The organism is Pseudoalteromonas sp. Angola-4 (genome assembly GCF_028599265.1).
GTDB lineage: Bacteria > Pseudomonadota > Gammaproteobacteria > Enterobacterales > Alteromonadaceae > Pseudoalteromonas > Pseudoalteromonas atlantica.
The window spans coordinates 13,129-35,664 of sequence record NZ_JAQREK010000019.1; the positions used below are offsets into that span (position 1 = coordinate 13,129).

At 41.2% G+C, this 22,536-nt stretch carries 16 protein-coding genes; 15 read left to right on the forward strand and 1 reads right to left on the reverse strand.

The annotated features are described in order from the left end of the window. Window positions 1–6 precede the first annotated feature (6 nt). From PSH48_RS17570 to PSH48_RS17595, 6 genes are all read left to right on the forward strand, one after another. Window positions 7–1,308, forward strand: coding sequence for a TolC family outer membrane protein (locus PSH48_RS17570; RefSeq protein ID WP_273611977.1), 1,302 nt, complete (start codon window positions 7–9; stop codon window positions 1,306–1,308). 2 nt (window positions 1,309–1,310) lie between these two features. Next, window positions 1,311–1,889 (forward strand): OmpA family protein, encoded by a 579-nt coding sequence (locus PSH48_RS17575; protein ID WP_138684499.1) that lies wholly within the window; start codon window positions 1,311–1,313, stop codon window positions 1,887–1,889. 116 nt (window positions 1,890–2,005) lie between these two features. Beyond that, window positions 2,006–2,590 (forward strand): YqaA family protein, encoded by a 585-nt coding sequence (locus PSH48_RS17580; protein ID WP_273611978.1) that lies wholly within the window; start codon window positions 2,006–2,008, stop codon window positions 2,588–2,590. Between the two features lie 231 nt (window positions 2,591–2,821). Then, window positions 2,822–3,727: a GGDEF domain-containing protein gene (locus PSH48_RS17585; RefSeq protein WP_273611979.1), complete on the forward strand. Its 906-nt coding sequence runs from the start codon at window positions 2,822–2,824 to the stop codon at window positions 3,725–3,727. A gap of 153 nt (window positions 3,728–3,880) precedes the next feature. Then, complete coding sequence (locus PSH48_RS17590) at window positions 3,881–5,242, forward strand: hypothetical protein (protein WP_273611980.1); 1,362 nt, start codon at window positions 3,881–3,883, stop codon at window positions 5,240–5,242. 176 nt (window positions 5,243–5,418) lie between these two features. Continuing rightward, window positions 5,419–8,124: a DUF2339 domain-containing protein gene (locus PSH48_RS17595; protein ID WP_273611981.1), complete on the forward strand. Its 2,706-nt coding sequence runs from the start codon at window positions 5,419–5,421 to the stop codon at window positions 8,122–8,124. 82 nt (window positions 8,125–8,206) lie between these two features. Here the strand turns inward: PSH48_RS17595 and PSH48_RS17600 are convergent, their stop codons facing one another. Then, a complete protein-coding gene (locus PSH48_RS17600) occupies window positions 8,207–11,647 on the reverse strand; it encodes a PAS domain-containing hybrid sensor histidine kinase/response regulator (protein ID WP_248530587.1) in 3,441 nt (1,146 codons plus the stop codon). A 392-nt stretch (window positions 11,648–12,039) separates the two neighbouring features. Between PSH48_RS17600 and PSH48_RS17605 the strand changes: the two genes are divergently transcribed. From PSH48_RS17605 to fba, 9 genes are all read left to right on the forward strand, one after another. After that, complete coding sequence (locus PSH48_RS17605) at window positions 12,040–12,303, forward strand: DUF4212 domain-containing protein (RefSeq protein ID WP_004586074.1); 264 nt, start codon at window positions 12,040–12,042, stop codon at window positions 12,301–12,303. Window positions 12,304–12,313: 10 nt separating this feature from the next. After that, complete coding sequence (locus PSH48_RS17610) at window positions 12,314–14,038, forward strand: sodium:solute symporter family protein (RefSeq protein ID WP_004586075.1); 1,725 nt, start codon at window positions 12,314–12,316, stop codon at window positions 14,036–14,038. A gap of 113 nt (window positions 14,039–14,151) precedes the next feature. Continuing rightward, entirely contained in the window at window positions 14,152–15,990 is a 1,839-nt protein-coding gene (locus PSH48_RS17615; protein WP_004586076.1) for a DUF294 nucleotidyltransferase-like domain-containing protein, read from the forward strand. A 15-nt stretch (window positions 15,991–16,005) separates the two neighbouring features. Continuing rightward, the gene (locus PSH48_RS17620) at window positions 16,006–16,629 is read left to right on the forward strand and encodes a 3'-5' exonuclease (RefSeq protein WP_273611982.1); all 624 of its coding nucleotides are present in this window, start codon (window positions 16,006–16,008) and stop codon (window positions 16,627–16,629) included. Between the two features lie 137 nt (window positions 16,630–16,766). After that, entirely contained in the window at window positions 16,767–17,495 is a 729-nt protein-coding gene (locus tag PSH48_RS17625) for an SIMPL domain-containing protein (protein ID WP_273611983.1), read from the forward strand. Between the two features lie 79 nt (window positions 17,496–17,574). Beyond that, window positions 17,575–18,237, forward strand: a complete 663-nt coding sequence (locus PSH48_RS17630) for a peroxiredoxin-like family protein (RefSeq protein WP_055252797.1) — start codon at window positions 17,575–17,577, stop codon at window positions 18,235–18,237. Window positions 18,238–18,415: 178 nt separating this feature from the next. Continuing rightward, complete coding sequence (epd, locus tag PSH48_RS17635; RefSeq protein ID WP_273611984.1) at window positions 18,416–19,426, forward strand: erythrose-4-phosphate dehydrogenase; 1,011 nt, start codon at window positions 18,416–18,418, stop codon at window positions 19,424–19,426. A gap of 63 nt (window positions 19,427–19,489) precedes the next feature. Next, window positions 19,490–20,665 (forward strand): phosphoglycerate kinase, encoded by a 1,176-nt coding sequence (locus PSH48_RS17640; RefSeq protein WP_004586081.1) that lies wholly within the window; start codon window positions 19,490–19,492, stop codon window positions 20,663–20,665. A 203-nt stretch (window positions 20,666–20,868) separates the two neighbouring features. Beyond that, window positions 20,869–21,933 (forward strand): class II fructose-bisphosphate aldolase, encoded by a 1,065-nt coding sequence (fba, locus tag PSH48_RS17645; protein WP_004586082.1) that lies wholly within the window; start codon window positions 20,869–20,871, stop codon window positions 21,931–21,933. Window positions 21,934–22,536: the final 603 nt, after the last annotated feature.

Consider the following 22,536-nt stretch of genomic DNA (forward strand, 5'->3'; position numbering starts at 1 on the left):
TATTAAATGCGAATTATAGGATTACTCTCTGTTTTAGCTTTAACACCGGGGTATGCAAGTGCTCTTACATTAGAGCAGTCGGTAGCAGAAACATTAAATACAAACCCTCGCTTAATGCAAAAGTATGCGAGCTTTGAAGCTAAGTATCGTGATAAACGCAGTGCATTTAGTGAATACTTACCGCAAATACGTTTATATGCGGCCTATGGCTATGAGCATGTGAATTATAAATCGGGCAGCGAATTTGACACAGAACTAGACCGCCGAGAATTGGGCTTAAAAATTACGCAAATGCTGTTTGATGGTTTTAGCACTTCTTCTGAGGTGGCTAGATTAGATAACGAAGCACGCGCCGATCAACTCGGTTTGATCTCTGAGGCAGAAAATATCAGCCTTGAAGTTGTTCAAGTCTATTTAGATTTATTAAAAGCAATTGAATTAATTGAATTGTCTGAAAAAAATATCGAAATACATAAAAAGATTTTAAGTGATATTGAGCAGCGCCACCAACGTGGTTTATCAAGTGATGCCGATGTAGCTCAAGTGCAATCACGTTTAGCAACATCGCAGTCTGGTTATCTAGCCGCTAAGAATAATTTATTAGACATACAAGCAAATTATTATGATTTAGTAGGCAAGTATCCTGAGGATCTCGTTATCCCTAAAGCGGATGCACATTACCTACCTGACTCTTTAGAAGAGGCTATGAGAATTGCAAAAAGCGCACATCCTGAGATTGCTGCCGCTATTTACGATATTCAAGCTGCTGATAAACAAATACAAAGAGAGAAAAGTGGGTATTGGCCTAAAGTGAGTTTAGAGTTAGATGTAGCTGATAACCGAGATATATCAGGATCGCCTGGGCGAGATGACAATGGCAGAATAATGCTAACCATGAGTTACGACTTATACAGTGGCGGTAAAACTAATGCTGATACTGACGCCGCTAAATGGCGCTATCAAGAGGCTGTAGCAGTAAAAGACTCAACACATAGACAAGTAAAAGAAGCAACGAGCTTTGCGTGGAATGCGTATATATTTTTAGATGAGCAAAAAAAGTTTTACCAAGAAAACGTAGGGTATGCAGAAGTTGCACAAAGAGGCTACGAAAGACAATTTGGTTTGGGGCGTCGTTCATTATTAGATGTACTTGATTCGCAAATTGAATTATTCACAGCAAGAAGAAACTATATTGAATCAGCGTATGATCAACGTATTGCAAGTTACAGACTAATTAATGCAACGGGTCGTTTAGTGAGTGCCTTAAAAGTAGATAAGCCAGATGCTTGGCAGCTTGGAGATAGATAATAATGAAAAAAATAGCTTTATTAAGTGCCGCTTTACTTTTAACAGCCTGTGCTACTGAGCCAGGTCCGTACGAGCAAAAATTACAGTCTAATGATTTGCTTGATCAAGACCAAGATGGGGTTATTAACGAGCGCGATAAATGTGCAGACACGCCCTTTAAAGCGGTAACAGATAACGACGGTTGCCCGCTTGAGGAAAACATAAGCACAACTCGTGGGGTGGTAATTAACTTTGAATTTGATAAGCATGCACTTACTACTGATGCAAAGCAAAAAGTAGCCGAGTTTGCTCGCTCTATTGAAAATTCACCACTACTGAGTGTTATTTTAATAGGCGATACCAGTAAAAAGGGCTCACTTGAATACAACCGAAAGCTAGCGTTAAAACGTATTGAAACGGTTAAATCAGCACTGCTTGCGCTTAATGTGAGCGAAGAGCAAATTTCGCAACAAACGTTTATCGAAACTAAAAAAATTCCGACAGAGCTACAAGGCCGAGAAACGCGTGTTATTGCTTTAGTTGAAGGTGAGCAGTCTAGCGTTATGCAAATGCAGTTTGACGTATATAACTCAACCATTTAAATAGCGCACAACAATGGATAATAGCCCGTTTTATAACGGGCTTTTTTATGCTTAAGCGTACCTTAATACTCTTACTATACACTGTGCTTACAATGGCAAATTATTAAGGGATTTACATGGCTATTCAAAAAAAACTAAAAGAAAAAACACGGCACTTTATAGATTCTAAACATATGCTAACAGGCATTACCGTAGCGTCGTTTTTAGAATCTACGATAGTCCCTATTCCGCTTGAAGCAGTGCTTGTGCCTCTTATGCAAGCACGTCGTGAAAAGCTTTGGTTAATAGCGCTTATGGCTACAGTTGGGTGCGTGATTGGTGCTTTATTTGGTTATGCGCTGGGTTATTACCTATTTGACGCTGTAGGTGACTGGGTTATTGAAATGTTTTCAAGCCAAGAGCAATTTGACAATGTTAAGCAGCAAATGCAAAGCCAAGGTTTTTGGTTTGTAATGACGCTGGGCATTGTGCCCATTCCGTTTCAAATTGCGATGCTTGCCGCTGGGGCTACGAAATACTCTATTGGTTTGTTTTTATTAGCCTCTGGTATTGCTCGTTCAATTCGCTATTTTAGTTTAGCCGTTGTTGTATATTACGCAGGTAATAAAGCCGAGCAAATAATCAGTAAACACAAAACTAAAGCGATGATTGCTATTACTATTTTAATATTAGCTTTATGGGGCCTTAGCACTCTAATATAGTTTTATGCTTGGTTGGTATAGTTAAGTAAGCTGCTCAGCGCGACTAAAACTGTGTAGGTACTAATGCAAATGTGGGTTTGTAGCTTTGCATTGTATTTGTGTCTGCATTGCTCAAGCTTTTGTATACAAGGTGGTGAAATAACCCAGCAAGTACAGGGTAAGGTAACCTTTTATAACGGTTTTTTCTGGTGTGCTATAGTTTGTTAATAACGCACTAAAAAGCGCCACCCTATGATTGAAACTGTAAAACTTACCGTTAGGCTGTCTAACTTTTATAAAATGAGTTGGATAAATAAGGCGGTAAGTATAGCGTTACTGCTCTACATTATTGTTTTCTCACTTTATGCTTTAAATACTTTCCCCCCTTTAGATGTGCAAAATAACGTGTACGGTTTTACTACCGACTTTTGCAATCTCATCGTGCTCGTATTTTTATTTTGGATAGTGCAATGCTCTGAGCTTTCAAAACAAGCGTACGTGTTTTCTACTTTAGGTTTATTGCTATGGAGTATGGGTACAACGGCTGATGTAATAGATGAATTAGTTGTGCAGCCTTATTGGATGAGTGTTTATTTTGAAGACTTATGCAGAACCATGGGAATGCTTTTTACCGCCTATGGGTTATTTAAGACCATGCGTTTTGTACAAAGTATACATAACCGTTTAGCGCACGAGTTGATAACGGACGATCTTACACAAGTACATAATAGGCGTTATTTTTATCGGCATGTTAAAACTGCCCCTAGTACGCCTTACGTTATTTTAATTATAGATATTGATCATTTTAAGGCTATTAATGATGAGTTTGGACACGATGAAGGTGACTTAGTGCTACAGCAGCTAGCCACTAAATATAATCGTGTGTTTGTTAATAACGCTAAATTTGCGCGCCTCGGTGGTGAGGAATTTGGTGGCTATTTGCCTACCGGTAATATAAGCCAAGCGGCTGAATTTTGTGGGCAACTAATAGACATTGCACACAATATTAAAGTTAAACAGGTCAAACAGCTTACCGTAAGTATTGGTATGGCGCTGCAAAGCGCTAACGAGCCCCTCGACAAGGTAATGAAGCGGGCAGACATGGCTTTATACGTTGCTAAAAATAATGGCCGAGATCAATATAAAATAGCCCCTTAAGCTTTCTACGCAAATATCCTTTTTATTTGCACATTTATTACACTTTTAAACGTTTTCGTAAAGAACTGTCAGCGAGGGTAATACTTTGTAAACTATGAAATTAAAATGCAGCAAAGAAGTCATAATAGTGATTTTAATAATAAGGAAACTTTAATGACCAACTCTCTGTTGAAAGCTGCTTTACCTCTAAGTTTAATGTCTATTTTAGTTGGTTGTGGCGGCAGCGACGGCTCAAGTGATACAGGCTACGTACAATTATATAACGGCTCATATAACAGCCCATATACGCGTTTATTTGTAGACGAAACTGAGCGCTCAGGCACTGATTTTGCTGATGTAACCACGCGTCATAATTACAGCACCGGCACTTACGATTTAAGCTTTGAATACTTAGATGCAAACGACAGCTACATTACAATTAGCGAACAAGAAGTATCAATCAAAGGTGACAAAACCGAACTAATTGTAATGAGCGGTAACTTTGACGAACCTACGTTCACAGAGCTAAGTGTGCCCATTTCAAGTGATACAGATGAGTTTTACTTAGGTTTTTACAATATCACCAGTGAAGACACTAGCTACGATATTTACCTAGCAACCGATGATGGCGTATTTGAAAGTGCTGAACTATTTACATCAACACAGTATTTAAGTGAACTAGATTTACAAACCCTTGATGAGGGTTACTACACAATTTATATCACTGAGGCAGGTAGCACTGATGTAGTGTATGAGTCGGAGTCGGTTTATTTTTACGATGAAGAAAGCTACGTAGCCATGATCCGCCCAAGCTATGCAACAGAAGAAAACGGTATCACGCTCGATATTGTGACTGACAATAACTATGTTACAGCGCTAAAGCACCAATCAGCGTTAGGCCAATTGCGCTTTATAAATACCGTTGACGATTACTCGCCAGTTAGCTTTAGCACGACCCGTGGCACCACAGTTAACGATACCAATACGGTAGCAAGCGATACCTACACCGATTACATTGAGCTTTCGCCAAATAGTTACAGCGTTGCAATGTACGACGAAGAGGGCACTAAGCTTGCCGATAACTTTTTAATGACCCTAGAGCGCGAGCAAAGTGCGGTAGGCGTTTTTTACAACGATGTCGATAATGGTTTACGCATGATGAGCGTTGAGGAAAACCTAACACCTAGCAGCTACAGCCATACTATTTCGGTTGTTAACCTAATTGAAAGCTACGCAGGGCAAACAGTAAGCGAAGTTGACGTGTACTTTACCTTAAATGGTGAAACTGTTGATGACGCCACCAATGTAATTGATGGCTTAGATAGATACGATCAAGAAGAAATTGATGTAGATGATGAAGCTTACACCGTGTATGCCGTATACGAAGATAACGGCCAACAAATAGTGTTAATTCAACAAAGCGATATAGATTTTACCGAAGAAGGTAACTATATCTTAATTTTAGAGCACGATGAGACAACCAGTTCAGGCTTTAAAATGAGTGTAACGCGGACAATTACAGACAGCGTAGAATAAGTAACATGTAACACGTTCTAGAAAGTAAAAGCCCTAAGCTTTATTGTTTGGGGCTTTTTTTTGCCTAGCTGTAGCGTGATTTTGTTTACATTAAATAAACCCATATATAAGCAGAGTGCTATAACTTTTAAAAATTTTAGGTACACTCATAACATAATAAATAAAAAGAGCGTGCCATGGATGAGTTTTTAGGAATAGTGGGTTTATTTGCATTTGCTATAATGGCCGGTGCTATTTGCGGTATTGTCGCAATTGCACAACTTAGTAATTTAAAGCAAGAAATTGCCCAATTAAAAGCAAAAGTACTTAGTTTAGAATTAGCTAACAACGCACAAAGCCACGGTGAAAACGCCGATAAAAGCACCAATTGCTCCACAGCTGAACATGCGGACACGGCCCAAGCAAATAGCAATGAAGCGACTTTTAATCAAGTTAGTCCTAATCAATCCAATCAGCCAAGTCAGCCTCGTGGGCAGGTAAAAACGCCAGCTTCAGCAATAAAGACTCCCGGTAATGCTTCTGCCAGTAAACATAAGCAAGGCAGTAAAAACCTCAAACCCACACTTTTCACTTCTTTTTTTGAAAAACTGCGTAGCGACTTTGAACAAAACTGGATGACCTGGATAGGCGCAATCGCATTGGCGCTAGGCGGTATATTTTTAGCAAAGTACAGTTTAGAAGCCGGGTTGCTCTCTCCTGCAATGCGATTAACTCTAGGCGGTTTATTTGGTGGTGGCTTAATTGCAGCCGCAGCTTATATGCATTACAAAAATAGTGTATTTGAAGGGTTTAATAACTATATACCTGCAGCGCTTGCCAGCGGGGGTTTTATTACGTGCTTTGCACTGACCTTATTAGCGTATAGCAGCTATAACATGATCAGCCCTTTAACAGCATTTGTTGTCCTTGGGGTTATTGCCATAAGTGCGAGCGCTATGGCAATAATGCTTGGCCCAGTATTAGCCGTACTAGGTATTATTGGTGCTTATTGTGTCCCCGTGCTGATTAATACCGGCAGCAATAATTTATTTGCGCTTTATATGTACATTGGGTTTGTGAGCTTATCTGCTGCGCTGGTCGCGCATAAAGTACAGCGTGCATGGCTGTGGTATTTACTTTGGGCGGGGCATTTGAGCTGGTATGTTGTTGGCTTTACTTTAGCTAACAGCAGCACCATTTGGCTTATGGGCACGTATGGGCTATTAAGTATTATTGGTTTAATTGCCGTGCCACGCTTGGGGTTAAAACTTGCGGTGGTTGAAACTCGCCCACATAGTTTAAAGCGCCTAATAAGCGCACTCCCTAGTAACCCTTTAATGCTTGCCTGTATTGTCCCTTTGTTACTGGCTATGCTTTTTGATAGTAATAACTACTTACAGTGGCAAATAATAAATGCGTTAAGCATATTAACATTGCTGTTTTTAGTGCTTAAAAATAGCCGCTGGGATTTATGGCAAGGGGTGGCGATGTTAATAGCTGTACTCTGGCTATTAAGCACGCCTTCTTATTATGCTGATTATTCTGACTCGCTATTTATATTTAGGCACCAATATGGTGGCGCTATATTTTTAGGGTTAGCGCTCAGCGTATATGGGCTTTATTTTGGTATAAAGTGGCAGCCTAAACGATTGGCTTTTCATATTACTGCCTCGTTTAGCGTATTTATAATGATTGCCACCTTATACGCTATAATCCCAAACCATGCGTTGGCCACAGCCTATCCATTGTGGGCAGTGATACTACTTACAAGTAGCGCCATTTTAATTAAGTGCGCAATAGGTGGCGCAACGCTTTTTCAGCGCTTTACATATTGGGTGGGGGCAAATGCCAACATCACGCTTGCTATCACTATGTTATTAAATGACAGCGGTCTAACCATTGCACTGGCTATTCAAGTTTTACTTATTAGCGTGTTAATAAACCGCTATCGGGTGCCTATACCACATTGGCCAATTAAAGCGCTGGTGGCTGCATTACTACTTCGCCTTACACTGTCACCGTGGACCCCAAGTTACGAGGCGCTTAGTGTATTGGGTGTACACTGGAGCTTAGTAGTTTATCCTTTGTGTGTGGTGTTATTTTATACTGCAGCCAAATGCTTTAACGCATCGCATTTAAAAGTTTGGCTTGAAGGCGCAGCGCTGCATTGCTTGGCGTTATTTATTACCACCGAAACCAGCTATCAACTGGTAGGGCACTATCCGCAGTTTGATTCTTTGAGCTTTTACGAACAAGCTTTACTCACCTGTAATTGGCTTGCGCTGGGTTGTGTATATTTACACCGTGCTCGTATTGCCGGTAGCTTAGCTAAATTATACCAAGTGGCAGGCATGGCATTAGCAGGTGCTGCGGGTGTTACTGCACTGAGCATCTTACTAAACGCCAACCCATTTTTAAGCTCTATTTATATTGGCGAATATTTTGTATTTAATTGGCTATTTTTGCTTTGGTTAGTGCCTGCGGGTCTCGTGCTTTGGCTTTATACGTTAATTAAGCCGCTGTATACAAAAGCTGCGCCATCTATACTCACAGTAGCGGGTGTATTGAGTGTATTGGCAATTAATGGCTTTATACGCCAATACTGGCAAGGCCCTTATATTTACTTATCAACAGGTGCAAGCAACGCAGAGCTTTATAGCTACTCGGTTATTTGGCTTGTGTTAGGGGCTATTACTGTGGTGTTAGGGCATTTAAAAAATCAGCTATTAATCCAAAAAATAGGGTTAGGATTATTGGCAGCCGTTATTTTAAAAGTATTCTTAGTGGACATGGCTAATTTAACGGGACTTTTAAAAGCGCTGTCGTTTATTGGCTTAGGCTTGTCGTTAGTGGGGCTTAGTTGGTTATTTCAAAAACTACGAAGCCAAGCCAAACCAGCCTAATAATTAAGGGTTCCAACGCCTTGGTTAAGCACATAAATAAGCCCAGCTAATACTGGGCTTATTTTTTGCTGCCAATTGGCTATTACGTACTGTGATTAAGTAAGGCTTTAAGCTTACCTGGCTTAATAGGCTTACTTAAATAATGAATATTAGCCGCTTTGGTTTCTTGTTTAAGCTCGGTGTCGCGTACGGCGGTTATAAGTATGGCGGGCACTTCGCTTTGCCATGTATCACGCAGTGTTTTTATAAGCGAAATACCATCGCAATCATTACCTAATTGGTAATCCATTAAAATCACATCGGGCGCTGCGTGCTGTTTAGCGTGCGCGAGTACTTTATTTACATCGTCAAACAAGGTGTAATTGGCTTGCCACTTTTTAAGTAAACTGGCCATTGCTGCTAGGTTTTCGGGGTCATCGTCTACCGCGACTATGTTAATCGCGGCGCGGTTTTCTACTAAACTGCTGGCAGTTGCCTTTTGTTGTACAAACTGCGCATCGCCATAGGGTACTTCAATACTAAAGCGGCTGCCTTTACCGGGCTCAGAGTGCACATCAAGCTCTAAGCTAAGTAAATCGGCCATACGTTTTACAACGCCAAGCCCTAAACCAACGCCTTTGTTATCACCGGCTTCTATACGGTAAAAGTCGTTAAATATTTTAGCTTGTTCTATTTGGCTAATACCTGGGCCGGTGTCCCATACTTCTATACGTAAATTATGTTTACGGTTTCTGCACGCTATTAATACTCGCCCTGTTTCGGTGTATTTAACCGCATTAGACACCAAGTTTTGTATAATTCGGCGCAAGTAGGTAATATCGCTATGCACAATTTGTGCGTTTGAACGCACGGTTAGTTTTAAGCCTTTATCGCTTGATAAAATAGCGTACTCGCTTTGCAGTGGCATAAGTATATCGTTTATACAAAAGTGGCGTGGGGTAGGGGTCATTGCGCCTTGCTCTAACTTGGCAATTTCTAGTAAGGCCGACATTAAATGCACGGTTGAGTCTAAACTGTGGCCAAGCTTATTAAAGCTATTTTGGTTAGTTGTATCAAGCTGCTTTTCATCAATGGCTGCAAGGTATAAACGCGCCGCGTTAAGGGGCTGTAAAATATCGTGGCTTGCCAGTGCTAAAAATCGCGTTTTACTGTCGTTGGCTTGCTCTGCTTCGCGCTTGGCTAAAGTAAGTGCTTGCTCTGTTTTTACTCGGCTATCTATTTGTGCTTGTAAATCTTTATTAATGGTTTGCACTTCTTGGGTTCGCGCTTCAATGCGGTTTTCAAGATCCATGTTAATTTCTTCAAGCGCATTTTGCGTACTTATATGGTTTGTAATGTCTGAAAAACTCGTTACAAAGCCGCCATCGGGTAGGGGGTTACCTATCATTTCGTACACTTGGCCATTACGGCGGTGACGAATAAAATGATGCGAGCTACCATTTTTTAAATGCTGAACGCGTTTTTCTACTTGGCGCTCTATTTCGCCTGGGCCACATTCACCGCGTACTGCGTTGTACCTTATTATATCTTCAATGGGTTGCCCCACTTCTAAAAAGCCGTCGGGGTAGCCAAACATTTGGCTGTAGCGCTTATTCCATGCCACTAGTTTTAAATCTTTATCGACCACCGAAATACCATGGCTTAAATTTTCGAGCGAGGTATACAGCAAGTTTTGGTTAAACTGCAGTGCTTGTGTGGTTTCGTCAAAAAAGTTAACCACCTCTTCAAAGGCCATACGTTTACCCGATGAAACCGTACGTATTAGCGCCTGCGCCGAAGACGCCCCTAACACCCCAGTTAACGCACGCTCGCAGTAGGCTATAAATTCGGGCTCGGGGTGGGCATTATTGTCACTTAGCTGGTGCGAAAGTGAAAAGTGCGCCAGTACTTGTTGGCTACGCTGAATACCTAAAAAGGTTTGCAGCAGTATTTTAAAGTCATAAACCGTGGCTTTAACATTTTTGTTTAAGCGGCGCGATAAAATAGCCTGATCTTTAGGGTTAACAAATGCAGCCGCCTGAATTTTATCTATCAAGCGCTCTTCTGCCCCTAACGAAAAACTAATATAACAACCAATGTTAGCAAATAAGGCAATCAGAGTGCCGCGTGTAATAAGAGTTTGCTGAAGCTCGCTATCAAGCGCGCTACCGGCATCTAAAATTGGCATCATTAAAAATAATACCCAACAAATAAAACCCGCTAATAGCCCCGCATATACACCATAAGCATGGCCTTTACGCCAGTAAAGCCCGCCCACAATAGCCGGGAGCAGCTGCGTTACTAACGAAAATGCCACCAGCCCCATACTAGCCAGCGCACTACCATGGCCAAACCATTGCTGATAAAAATAAGCCAATATAAGTATGCCGGCTATGGTAAAACGCCTAACTAATAAAATTTGCGATTTATAACTGCTGGTAATTAAGTTGCGCTTAAACTTACGGCGTAGCAGAAGCGGCAGCACTACATCGTTAGAGATCATGGTGCTAAGCGTAAGTGTGGCCACCACTATCATGGCGGTGGCTGCAGAAAGCCCGCCAATAAATACAAAGGTACTTAAAAAAGCTTGGTCGTGAATAAGCGGTAGCGCTAATACAAAGCTGTCGGGTGAAAAACTGCTACCAATACTTGGGTGAATTGCGGCAGTAGCAATAGGAATTATCATCGCGGCGGTGAGTAATAAATACAGCGGAAAAGCCCAGCGAGCAGTAAATAAATGGCGTTTGTCTTGGTTATCTACCACGGTGACATGAAATTGTCGTGGTAAACAAATTATGGCCGCGGCAGCCATAAGTGACTGGCCAATAAAGTTAAAACTAAAAAAGTTAAAGTTGCCCCAGTGTTGCCAAATCGACTCTGTGACTTTGTCGCCGCTAAGGGTGGGTAAATTAAATAAGGTGTACAAGGCTAAGCCAGCGACGGCAATAAGCGCAATCAGCTTTATCATTGACTCAAAGGCGACTGCTAGCATAAGCCCAGAGCGGTATTCGGTAACATCTACCTTACGGGTACCAAAAAATATTGCAAACAGCGCCATAATTAACGTGGCGGTGAGGGTAAGCATTTCGCCAGATATTTGATTGCTGTTTTGCAAAAGCAAAAAGCTAGTACTGAGTGCTTTTAACTGCAGCGCAATATAGGGAATGGTAGCAAGTAGGGCAATAACAGTGACCAGTATTGCACTGGTTTGACGTTTACCGTAGCGGGCAGAAATAAAATCGGCAATGGTGGTAATGTTTTGTTTTTTACTTACTAATACCAGTTTGCGTAAAAAGCCTTGGCCAAAAAAGAACAACAATGAAGGCCCCAATAAAATGGGTAAATAGCTCCAACTACTGGTGGCAGCGGTACCAACCGAACCATAGTACGTCCACGAGGTACAATAAATCCCTAACGATAACGAATACACAAAAGGATGATGGCTAATCCGTTTAGCAAGTGGTGTTGTTTTATCGCCCCAATTAGCAAGCCAAAACAGCACCCCAATGTAGCCTAATGCTACAAAAATCAGTACAGCAGTCATGTTGTTATTAAACCTTATTATTTATACCCACACACAATAACAGAGATAACTTTAAGTGTGCGTGCACAATTTTATGCAAAATATTAACGTTGTTTTTATTGTGTTGATTTTAAATGATTATTTATATTGTTGATGATTTATTAGACTAATGTCGCATTTTTACACAAAGCCACTTAAATTTTGCCGTTAGCGCCCTTTGGTAAAAGCTAACCTACTGAAAATTATGTGTAATTGTATTTTTAAATACAATTGCATTTGCAGTTTACGTAAACGTTAACAGGCTGTTACGACTATGGTCTCACTTCACTCTTCACGCCGCGTTGCTAAATTAATAACCGACTATAAAAAAACCACTCATTGCAATTATGCAATGCTTAAAGGGGAAAATAAAAATGGCTTTTAAAGATGAAGAACAAGCAAAAGCTTATTGGGCAGAAAACATTTCACTACTGTTTAAGTTACTAGCAGTGTGGTTTGTGGTCTCATTTGGCTTTGGCATATTACTGGTAGATGTACTGAATGAAGTACGTTTTTTTGGGTTTAAACTTGGCTTCTGGTTTTCACAACAGGGCGCTATTTACACCTTTGTAGCTTTGATTTTTGTTTACGTTTTCAAAATGAACACGTTAGATAAAAAATACGGCGTAGACGAATAGGAGCTAGGTAATGGATGTTCAAACACTCACATTTATAATTGTTGGTTTAAGTTTTGCGCTTTATATCGGCATTGCAATTTGGGCGCGTGCAGGCTCTACAAATGAGTTTTACGTGGCAGGGGGCGGCGTACCTCCGCTTGCCAATGGTATGGCAACCGCAGCCGATTGGATGAGCGCAGCGTCGTTTATTTCAATGGCGGGTATTATTTCGTTTGCAGGTTACGATGGCGGTGTTTACTTAATGGGGTGGACTGGCGGCTATGTATTACTCGCTATGTGTTTAGCGCCTTACTTACGTAAATTTGGCAAATTCACTGTACCTGACTTTATAGGCGACCGTTACTACTCACAAACAGCACGTGTTGTTGCTATTTTGTGTGCCATCTTTATTTGTTTTACTTACATTGCTGGGCAAATGCGTGGCGTAGGCGTGGTATTTTCGCGCTTTTTAGAAGTAGAAATTGAAACCGGTGTTTACATTGGAATGGTGATTGTATTCTTTTATGCGGTACTTGGCGGCATGAAAGGCATTACCTACACGCAAGTAGCGCAGTATTGTGTACTTGTGTTTGCCTACCTTGTGCCCGCTATCTTTATTTCAATGATGATGACAGGCCATTTTTTCCCGCAAACCGGCTTTGGTGCCACATTGAGTGATGGTTCAGGCATGTATGTACTTGATAAGCTAGACGGGTTAAGCGCAGAGCTGGGCTTTGCACAATACACCGAAGGCTCTAAAAGCATGATTGACGTATTTGCTATTACCGGCGCGTTAATGGTGGGTACTGCAGGTTTACCGCATGTAATTGTTCGCTTTTTCACTGTACCTCGCGTTAAAGATACCCGTATTTCAGCAGCGTGGACACTGGTATTTATTGCCATTGTTTACACTACTGCACCGGCGGTTGCCTCGTTTGCACGCGTAAACATGATTGACACTATTAACGGTAAAGATGGTAGCGGTACAGAGTACGCTCAAGCACCAGCGTGGATCAAAAACTGGGAACGCACGGGTTTAATTACCTTTAATGATAAAAACGGCGACGGCAAAATGTTTTACACCGCCGGCAAGGTAGAAGACCCAACAAGCGCAAACGAAGTAAAAGTAGACCGCGATATTATGGTACTGGCTAACCCTGAAATTGCTGATTTACCAGCATGGGTAATCGCATTAGTTGCGGCCGGTGGTATTGCTGCTGCGCTTTCAACCACGGCGGGGTTATTGCTGGTTATTTCAACCTCAGTGTCGCACGATTTACTTAAACGAACCCTCAAACCCGACATAAGCGATAAACAAGAGCTACTAGCTGCTCGCTTAGCTGCGATGATTGCCATTGTTATATCGGCTTACTTTGGGATTAACCCGCCTGGGTTTGTTGCATCGGTGGTCGCCTTTGCCTTTGGTTTAGCGGCGGCGAGTTTCTTCCCAGCAATTATTATGGGGATATTCTCTAAAACAATGAATAAAGAAGGCGCAATTGCTGGCATGGTGACCGGTATAGGCTTTACCGCTGCGTATATTATCTTCTTTAAATTTGTAAGCCCTGAGCTTAATAGCCCAGAAAATTGGTTCTTAGGTATTTCACCCGAAGGCATTGGCTTAGTGGGAATGATAATTAACTTTGTGGTTGCTGCAACCGTACTTAAATTAACAAAATCGACACCGCTTGAAATACAACAAATGGTGGAAGGTATTCGTAATCCTAAAGGGTCAGGTGAAGCACACGCACATTAATGCGCTAAGCCTACTTAAAAATAAAGCACCAAAAGCCCGACTTTAGTCGGGCTTTTTATTTGTTCAAATAATGAGTACATTAGGTTTTGTGTATACTTTTTAAGAGTACAGCAATGAGTGTAGAGCAGCAGGAAGTTGCCCAGTTTGTGTGTATGCAGGCGCCATTTAGCATGCTACACGACAGTGCGTGTGAGTATTTTGTAAGCCATATTGATAGTGTTTATTTAACCCGAGAAAACCAAGCGCAGTGGCTGCAAACGCAAACCCCAAAGCTTTTTTTAATTCGCTCTGGTTTATACGACCTAGTGGATGCAAAAGGTGATGTAGTAAAGCGTTTAGCGCAGGGGGATTACTTTGGCTATCCTTCTTTGTTAACAGGAGAGGCGATTCAAAATAGGTTACAGGTACAAAAAGAGGGCATAGTGTATATGCTTGCGCAAACGCATTTTGACTTTTTACGTCATCAATACAAACCGTTTGAGCAATATTTTGTACGCGCGCACGCCAATCGTTTACTTTCATCACATTATAAAAGTAAAAACGATAGCTGGTCTGAGCGTAGAATATCTGAGCTGATGACCCGCACCGCCATAACCTTAGCCCCCGATGCCAGTATTAGGCAAACCGCTAAAAAAATGAAAAAACACGGCGTATCGTCAATTATGATCACCGAACACGCCATTTTAGTTGGCGTAGTGACCGACCGCGACTTACGTAACCGTGTACTGGCCGACGAGGTAGACCCGCAAGATGCGGTTAGCAGCATAATGAGTGCAAAGCCTAAATTTATATTTGAAAACAATCGGGTGTTTTCTGCTTTGCATTTAATGCTTAAATACAATATTCATCATTTACCTGTACTTGATGAAAACCATAAGCCTTTGGGTATGCTTACCAGTACCGATTTACTGCGCCAGCAAAAAAGTGACCCTGTGCAGCTTATTGGCCGTATTTATAAAGCTCACAGCATTGCCGATTTAAAACGTTATGCGGGCGAAATCCCTGAGTTACTGCGTAGTTTTTCGTACAACATAGAAGACATATCGCTAATTGGTAAATTGCTCAGCGGCTTAACCGATGCACTTACTTCGCGTCTTATTCATTTATTTCAAGAAGAAAATGGCGCAGCCCCCACCAGTTTTTGCTTTATATGTTTTGGCTCGCAAGCACGCGAAGAGCAAACCCTACATTCAGATCAAGACAACGGCTTATTACTCCCAGATGATTTAAGCGAGCAACACCAAGCTTACTTTAAACACATGGGGGAGTTTGTATGTGAGCAGTTAGTAGAATGTGGCATTAGGCGTTGCCCAGGGAATATTATGGCCAGCAGCGATGAGTGCAGAATGAGTGTAAGCCAGTGGTGCGAGCGCTTTTTTAAATGGATAAAAAGCCCAACGCCTAGCGCCATGCTTAACTGCAAAATATTTTTTGATTTGCGCTTTATAGAAGGCTCCAATGCCCTATACAGCGGCTTTTGTGAGCAGTTAAACAGAATATCGCGCGATGAGTTATTTTATGCTGCTATGGCAACCGATATAAGAGCCAGCTCAGTGCCTATTGGCTTGTTTAATAAACTTAAAACGCAAAAAAATGATAATAATCATAAATACATTGATTTAAAAAAACGTGGTGTGGTGATCATTAACGACATAGTGCGTTTATATGCGTTAAAAGCAGGCATAAAACGCGCCAATACCCAAGAGCGCTTAGATGCTTTACTTAAGCATTCACTGCTAAATAAAGACGATATTTATAATTTAAAAGATTGCTGGCGATTTTTAACTCAGTTGCGTTTTAGTACGCAAATAAACGAAGAAGGTTTGCCAAGTAACTGCATAAACCCCGATAAATTAAGTTCATTAGAGCGTCATCAGCTTAAAGAGGCTTTTTATTTAGTAAAACAAGCGCAGCAAGCCGCGGCGTTTAAATTTGCCCGTGGCAGTTTGTAATAAGAGGTAAGCGCTGTGGTAAAAAAATGGCTCAGTAAGTATATAAAAAGGCGTAATTTATTAAGTCAAAATGCGTTAACGCAACGCTATTTAGTGATTGATTTAGAGCTTACTGGGCTTGATGTAAACCAGCATGAAATTGTCTCAGTAGCCTGGGTAAAAATAGATAACCAATGTATAAAAATGAGTGAGTCTCAGCATTTAATTAATAAAAACGTTAAACGCTTAGACCAAAGCCCTGTTTTTCACGGCATTGTGGAAGACACCGTTGCTAAAGGACAAAGCCTGCACACTATATTAACGCAGCTAAGCCGTGATTTTAGTGACCATATTTTGGTTTTTCATAACGCCATACTGGATTGGGGGTTTTTAAAAGCAGCCCTTAAAAACGCTAATATAAGTGCACAACCTAAGTTGATACTCGACACCCTCCACATAGAAAAAAAGCGCCTTATTTGCCAAGGTGCAGAAATAAAACAAGATGATTTAACCCTAAGTGCGTGTCGCAAACGTTATGAGTTACCAAGCTATCATTGCCATAACGCACTTACAGACGCACAGGCCACCGCCGAATTACTACTAGCCCAGTGCTACCAAATAAACCGTGGTAAAGAGCTAAAAGTGGGTGAGTTAACCTAGGTTGGCTGTAGGCGCGGCTTTATGCCGCATGAGGTAAACTCTGCTTACAATAAAGCGCAGTTTACTTTTATTTTCAACTGTATGATTATAGGTACGGTTACGTAATCATTATTTAACTAATTACTTTAAGGAACGACGTGAAACTCATTACCGCTATTGCTCTACTCTTTTTGCCACTCATCGCTTTTGCTAATTCAAGCTTACCTGCCAATCGTCATATCTCAGTGCAAGGCACTGCTGAGGTATTAGTTGAGCCTGACATGGCTAAAATACTATTTAAGGTGAATAGTGTTAAAAATGAGCCGAATGCCGCCAATAACGCGCTTGAGAATAAAGTGAAGTTATTAATAGATGGGCTCAATCAATTTGAAATAAGCGCCGATGACGTAGTTGCCTCAAACGTTAAAATTGAAAAAACAGGAATGGATTATATTGAAACAGGGCATCAGGCACTTAGCGAATACGCAGCGATAAGAACGTTTGAAGTAACGCTAAACAGTATTGAGCGTGTGAGCGATTTAACCGATTTTTTATTGAACCAAGAAGTAAATGCGATTCAAAATATTGCGTTTTTATCTTCAAAATTTGAGCAATTACAAGCGCAAGCCACACAGTTAGCAATTGAAGATGCAAAAATAAAAGCGGATTTACTTGCTGATTCATTCAATGCAAAAGTAGGTGAAGTACGCACTATTCGCTCAACTAAAAACAACTATGACAGTGGTTTTAGTACAGCTATAACCAAGATGCACAGGGCGCAGTATGATAATAACTCTTTTCCTCAAATACTTAGTAACGATTTACAGGCAACAATAAGCTTTAAATCATCCATAAACGTGGTGTTTGATTTAGAGATAACTGATTAAATTAATAATTTCATTTCAAATACATGTTCGTACTGTAAGCTAGTTTTATGTTTTTGATTAATTTGAAGGTAGCAATACTATGAGCGATGAAAGCAACACATTAAAAGCACAAACCGAAGCAAAAATAGCAGCAGGGCGAAAAGGTAATCCTGATTTTATGAAAGGCGTTGATGAAACCATTGCTCAGGCAAAAGCGTTTCAAGAAGGGGCAAATGCACTTAATTTAGATCAAAATGCCCCACGCTTTGAACTGCCGAACCAGCACGGTGAGCAAGTTTTATTAGATGAGCTACTTGCAAAAGGGCCTGTGGTTATAACTTTTTATCGTGGTAGTTGGTGCCCTTATTGTAATTTACAGCTAAAAGCATTGCAGTCACGCCTACCTGAAATTCACGCATTAGGCGCACAGCTGGTGGCTATTAGCCCACAAGCGCCCGATGGCTCAATGAGCGAAAACGACATACGTAATATGGATTTTGTTGTGCTGAGTGACCAAAATGCAGATATAGCAGCAAGCTATGGCGTAGCGTGGCAAGTACCTGCATTTTTATTAGAGCATATGCGCGAAGACCGCGGCCTTGATTTAGAGTCGCTTAATAACGGCAACGGCAGTATTTTACCTATCCCTGCCACGTTTGTTTTAGATAGCGAAGGTAAAGTGACGTGGCGCTATGTCGATGTTGATTACCGCACCCGCTCAGAGCCACAAGATATAATTAATGCTTTAAAAGCACTACAGTAAGCACTCATGCAAGCTCGCTTTATGCCCAAAAGTAGCCAAGTAAATTAGCTACTTTTGGGTTAATTTAAAGTTTCTAATCGCTCCCTCTTATAATAATGTTCAAGGTCGATTACAATACAGCCATCTAAAAGGCATCGATGCCTTTGTCTGCACGTAAAGAGAGTGGATTTTATATTTCATGGCAATCAAACTTGCAATTAATGGTTTTGGTCGTATTGGTCGAAATATTGTCCGCGCGTTGTACGAGTCAGGTTTGAGCAACGAGATAAAAGTTGTTGCGATTAACGAACTTGCTGACCCTGAAGCTATTGCTCATTTATTAAAATACGACACGTCCCACGGTCGTTTTTCTTTTCCTGTAAAACTTGGTGAAGACACCATTAGTGTTGCAGGCGATACCATTGCACTATTTTGTGAAGAAAACCCAGTAGAATTGCCTTGGCAAACCCTTGATGTAGATGTAGTGCTTGAATGTACCGGTGTTTATCACTCGCGCGAGCATGCACAATTACACATTACCGCGGGTGCTAAAAAGGTGTTGTTTTCGCACCCAGCTGATAACGATGTAGATGCCACCATTGTGTATGGCATTAACGACGATGAGCTCAAACGCGAGCACACTATTGTATCTAACGGCTCGTGTACTACAAACTGTGTAGTGCCTGTTATTAAAGTGCTAGATGATGCGTTTGGCATTGAATCGGGCGCTATTACCACTATTCACGCGTCGATGAACGATCAACAAGTGATTGATGCGTACCATCATGATTTACGCCGTACCCGCGCTGCGAGTCAGTCTATTATTCCAGTTGATACAAAATTAGCACGAGGAATAGACCGCATTTTACCCAAATTTGAAGGGCGCTTTGAAGCCATTGCGGTTCGCGTGCCGACAATTAACGTAACGGCAATGGATTTAAGTGTTACAGTAAATGCCGATGTAGATTTAAAGGCGGTAAATACGGCACTTAAAGCCCAAGCAAAAGACCGCTTAGAAGGTATTTTAAGTTACACCGAAGAGCCATTGGTATCGGTTGATTTTAATCACGACCCACATTCTTGTATTATTGATGGCACGCAGACACGTGTTAGTCACAAACGCCTGATAAAGTTACTTGTTTGGTGTGATAACGAATGGGGTTTTGCCAATCGCATGCTAGATACAGCACGTGCGATGATGGCTAAGTAAGCATTTTATAATAATTTTAAAATTTATTTTTCAGGTTCAAGTATCGTTAACTAAGGAGATGTTATGTCGGTCATAAAAATGGCAGATTTAGATTTAAACGGCAAGCGCGTATTAATTCGTGAAGATTTAAATGTACCAGTTAAAGCAGGTAAAGTGACCTCAGATGCACGTATTCGTGCTGCACTGCCTACTATTAAGCTAGCTCTTGAAAAAGGCGCTAAAGTAATGGTTATGTCGCACCTTGGCCGCCCAACAGAAGGCGAGTACGATGACGAATTTTCACTTGCCCCTGTAGCCGATTACCTAAACGATGCACTTGAGCAAAATGTCCGCCTTGAAAAAGACTACTTAAACGGCGTTGAAGTTGCCGATAACGAAGTGGTTGTATTTGAAAACGTACGATTTAATAAAGGCGAGAAGAAAAACGACGAAGCCTTATCAAAACAACTTGCTGCCCTGTGTGATGTGTATGTAATGGATGCATTTGGCACCGCTCACCGCGCACAAGCGTCTACTCATGGCGTTGGCTTATTTGCAGATGTTGCCTGTGCTGGCCCGTTATTATCAGCAGAACTTGAAGCACTAGGTAAAGCACTAGATAACCCAGCACGCCCATTAGTGGCCATTGTAGGTGGTTCTAAAGTATCAACTAAATTAACTGTTTTAGACTCGCTTTCAACGATTGTAGATCAGCTTGTAACAGGTGGCGGTATTGCTAATACCTTTATTGCTGCTGCGGGTCATCCGGTTGGTAAATCACTTTATGAAGCAGATTTAATGGATGAAGCAAATCGTTTATGTGCAGCAGCTAAAGCAAACGATGGTGAAATTCCGGTACCGACTGATGTTGTAGTAGGTAATGAATTTTCAGACTCTGCAGTCGCTACGCTTAAAGATGTAAGCGAAGTAACAAGCGATGACATGATTTTTGATATTGGCCCTGATACAGCCAGCCAGCTTGCAAAAATTATTGCAAACGCCGGTACTGTTGTATGGAATGGCCCAGTTGGCGTATTTGAGTTTGATCAGTTTGGTAATGGTACACGTGCTATTGCTCAGGCAATTGCTAACTCTAATGCGTTTTCGATTGCAGGCGGTGGTGACACTTTAGCGGCAATTGATAAATACGGCATTGCCGATAAAGTATCTTACATTTCTACCGGTGGTGGTGCGTTCTTAGAGTTTTTAGAAGGCAAAAAACTTCCAGCAGTAGAAATGCTAGAGTCGCGCGCTAAATAATAAATTTTTAGCCGCATTAGGTGAGGGGAAACCCTCACCAACGATTAATTATTAAATACCTCTCACCCTTATTTAATAGTTAATTAAGACAAAACTAAGCAGTGTAAATTGCTTTATTTTGTGGCGCAGTGATTGCGTCAAACTAACATATCCGTTCAAACTAGATGGCAGGAGACTGCTGTCGATAAATTGGAGAATACCCAATGGCTTTAATCAGTATGCGACAACTTTTAGATCATGCAGCTGAACACGGTTACGGCGTTCCAGCCTTTAACGTGAATAACCAAGAGCAAATGCGCGCAATAATGGAAGCGGCTGATAAAACAAACAGCCCAGTAATTGTTCAAGGATCAGCAGGCGCACGTGCTTATGCTGGTGCTCCATTTATCCGCCACATGATTTTAGCAGCCGTTGAAGAATGGCCGCACATTCCAGTAGTAATGCACCAAGATCACGGTACCTCACCCGGTGTTTGCCAACGCTCAATTCAACTTGGCTTTTCATCAGTTATGATGGATGGCTCATTAATGACTGACGGAAAAACCCCATCAAGCTACGAATATAATGTAGAAGTAACACGCGAAACCGTGGCTATGGCACATGCTTGTGGCGTATCGGTAGAGGGCGAGCTAGGTGTACTTGGCTCACTTGAAACCGGTGAAGCGGGCGAAGAAGATGGTGTAGGCGCAGAAGGTAAACTAACTACTGATCAAATGCTTACCGACCCAGAAGAAGCCGCTGATTTTGTAAATAAAACCCATGTTGATGCCTTGGCAATTGCTTGTGGAACATCGCACGGTGCGTACAAATTTACGCGCCCACCCACAGATGACATTTTAGCGATTGATCGTATTAAAGAAATTCACGCACGTATCCCGAACACGCACTTAGTAATGCACGGATCGTCGTCTGTACCACAAGAGTGGTTAGAGATCATAAATCAATACGGTGGCGAAATTCCTGAAACGTATGGCGTACCTGTTGAGCAAATTGTAGAAGGGATCAAATACGGTGTACGTAAAGTAAATATTGATACCGATTTACGCCTGGCCTCTACCGGTGCTATTCGCCGTCATATGGCGCTTAACCCATCTAACTTCGATCCGCGTAAATACCTAGCAGAAGCAACTAAAGCAATGACAGAGATTTGTGTTGCGCGTTACAACGCGTTTGGTACAGCTGGTCAAGCAGGTAAAATTAAGCCAATTTCACTTGATGACATGCACCTTAAATATTTAAGTGGTGAGTTAGACCCACAAATTAAATAATGATCTTTGATTAATAAATAGCGTTATAAAAACCAGCTGGCGTAATCCAGCTGGTTTTTTTATACCGCAAAGCACTGGGATCACTGTTGTACCAACTTAATAAAATGGGATCACTGATTTACTAACCGCCCCGCATTCGGATCATTTATTTACCAACTAGCGCATAAATTTACGCCACGTTAGGCGCTCAATCAATCAGATCGTTTTTTATTTGTACAATAGATCAGATGCTTAGTTGTTTGACTAAGTATAACCGTGATCCCAAACCCGATCGGCTTAGTAAAAATCTGATCTTTTTATAGGCTGCTTAGTAAAAAACAGATCTATTTTTAACCACGTAATCACATCTTCCAGTGCAAACTCAGTTTCGTATCTGGTTTTTTTACTGTGTTAGTAAAGTAATGATCCCGCCATGAATATCTACTCAGAAATAAAACTGTCATCTTTTTGTAAATATGTTTTGATTAACCGTAATTTGCAAAATAGTTTTAAAAATATGACGTTAATGAGGTTTTTTGTCACTATTTTGTGTTTTTTTTACCAGGATTTTAATTTACACGTTACACTTTCATAAAAATGTCATACTTAGTCATAATAATGAAA

Bases quoted from the DNA above. Each gene is read 5' to 3' on its own strand.
- PSH48_RS17630 (WP_055252797.1), top strand. From the start codon at position 17,575: ATGAGCGATGAAAGCAACACATTAAAAGCACAAACCGAAGCAAAAATA.
- PSH48_RS17570 (WP_273611977.1), top strand. From the start codon at position 7: ATGCGAATTATAGGATTACTCTCTGTTTTAGCTTTAACACCGGGGTAT.
- PSH48_RS17615 (WP_004586076.1), top strand. From the start codon at position 14,152: ATGAGTGTAGAGCAGCAGGAAGTTGCCCAGTTTGTGTGTATGCAGGCG.
- PSH48_RS17610 (WP_004586075.1), top strand. From the start codon at position 12,314: ATGGATGTTCAAACACTCACATTTATAATTGTTGGTTTAAGTTTTGCG.
- PSH48_RS17600 (WP_248530587.1), bottom strand. From the start codon at position 11,647: ATGACTGCTGTACTGATTTTTGTAGCATTAGGCTACATTGGGGTGCTG.
- PSH48_RS17585 (WP_273611979.1), top strand. From the start codon at position 2,822: ATGATTGAAACTGTAAAACTTACCGTTAGGCTGTCTAACTTTTATAAA.
- PSH48_RS17590 (WP_273611980.1), top strand. From the start codon at position 3,881: ATGACCAACTCTCTGTTGAAAGCTGCTTTACCTCTAAGTTTAATGTCT.
- PSH48_RS17605 (WP_004586074.1), top strand. From the start codon at position 12,040: ATGGCTTTTAAAGATGAAGAACAAGCAAAAGCTTATTGGGCAGAAAAC.
- epd (WP_273611984.1), top strand. From the start codon at position 18,416: ATGGCAATCAAACTTGCAATTAATGGTTTTGGTCGTATTGGTCGAAAT.
- PSH48_RS17595 (WP_273611981.1), top strand. From the start codon at position 5,419: ATGGATGAGTTTTTAGGAATAGTGGGTTTATTTGCATTTGCTATAATG.
- PSH48_RS17640 (WP_004586081.1), top strand. From the start codon at position 19,490: ATGTCGGTCATAAAAATGGCAGATTTAGATTTAAACGGCAAGCGCGTA.
- fba (WP_004586082.1), top strand. From the start codon at position 20,869: ATGGCTTTAATCAGTATGCGACAACTTTTAGATCATGCAGCTGAACAC.
- PSH48_RS17580 (WP_273611978.1), top strand. From the start codon at position 2,006: ATGGCTATTCAAAAAAAACTAAAAGAAAAAACACGGCACTTTATAGAT.
- PSH48_RS17575 (WP_138684499.1), top strand. From the start codon at position 1,311: ATGAAAAAAATAGCTTTATTAAGTGCCGCTTTACTTTTAACAGCCTGT.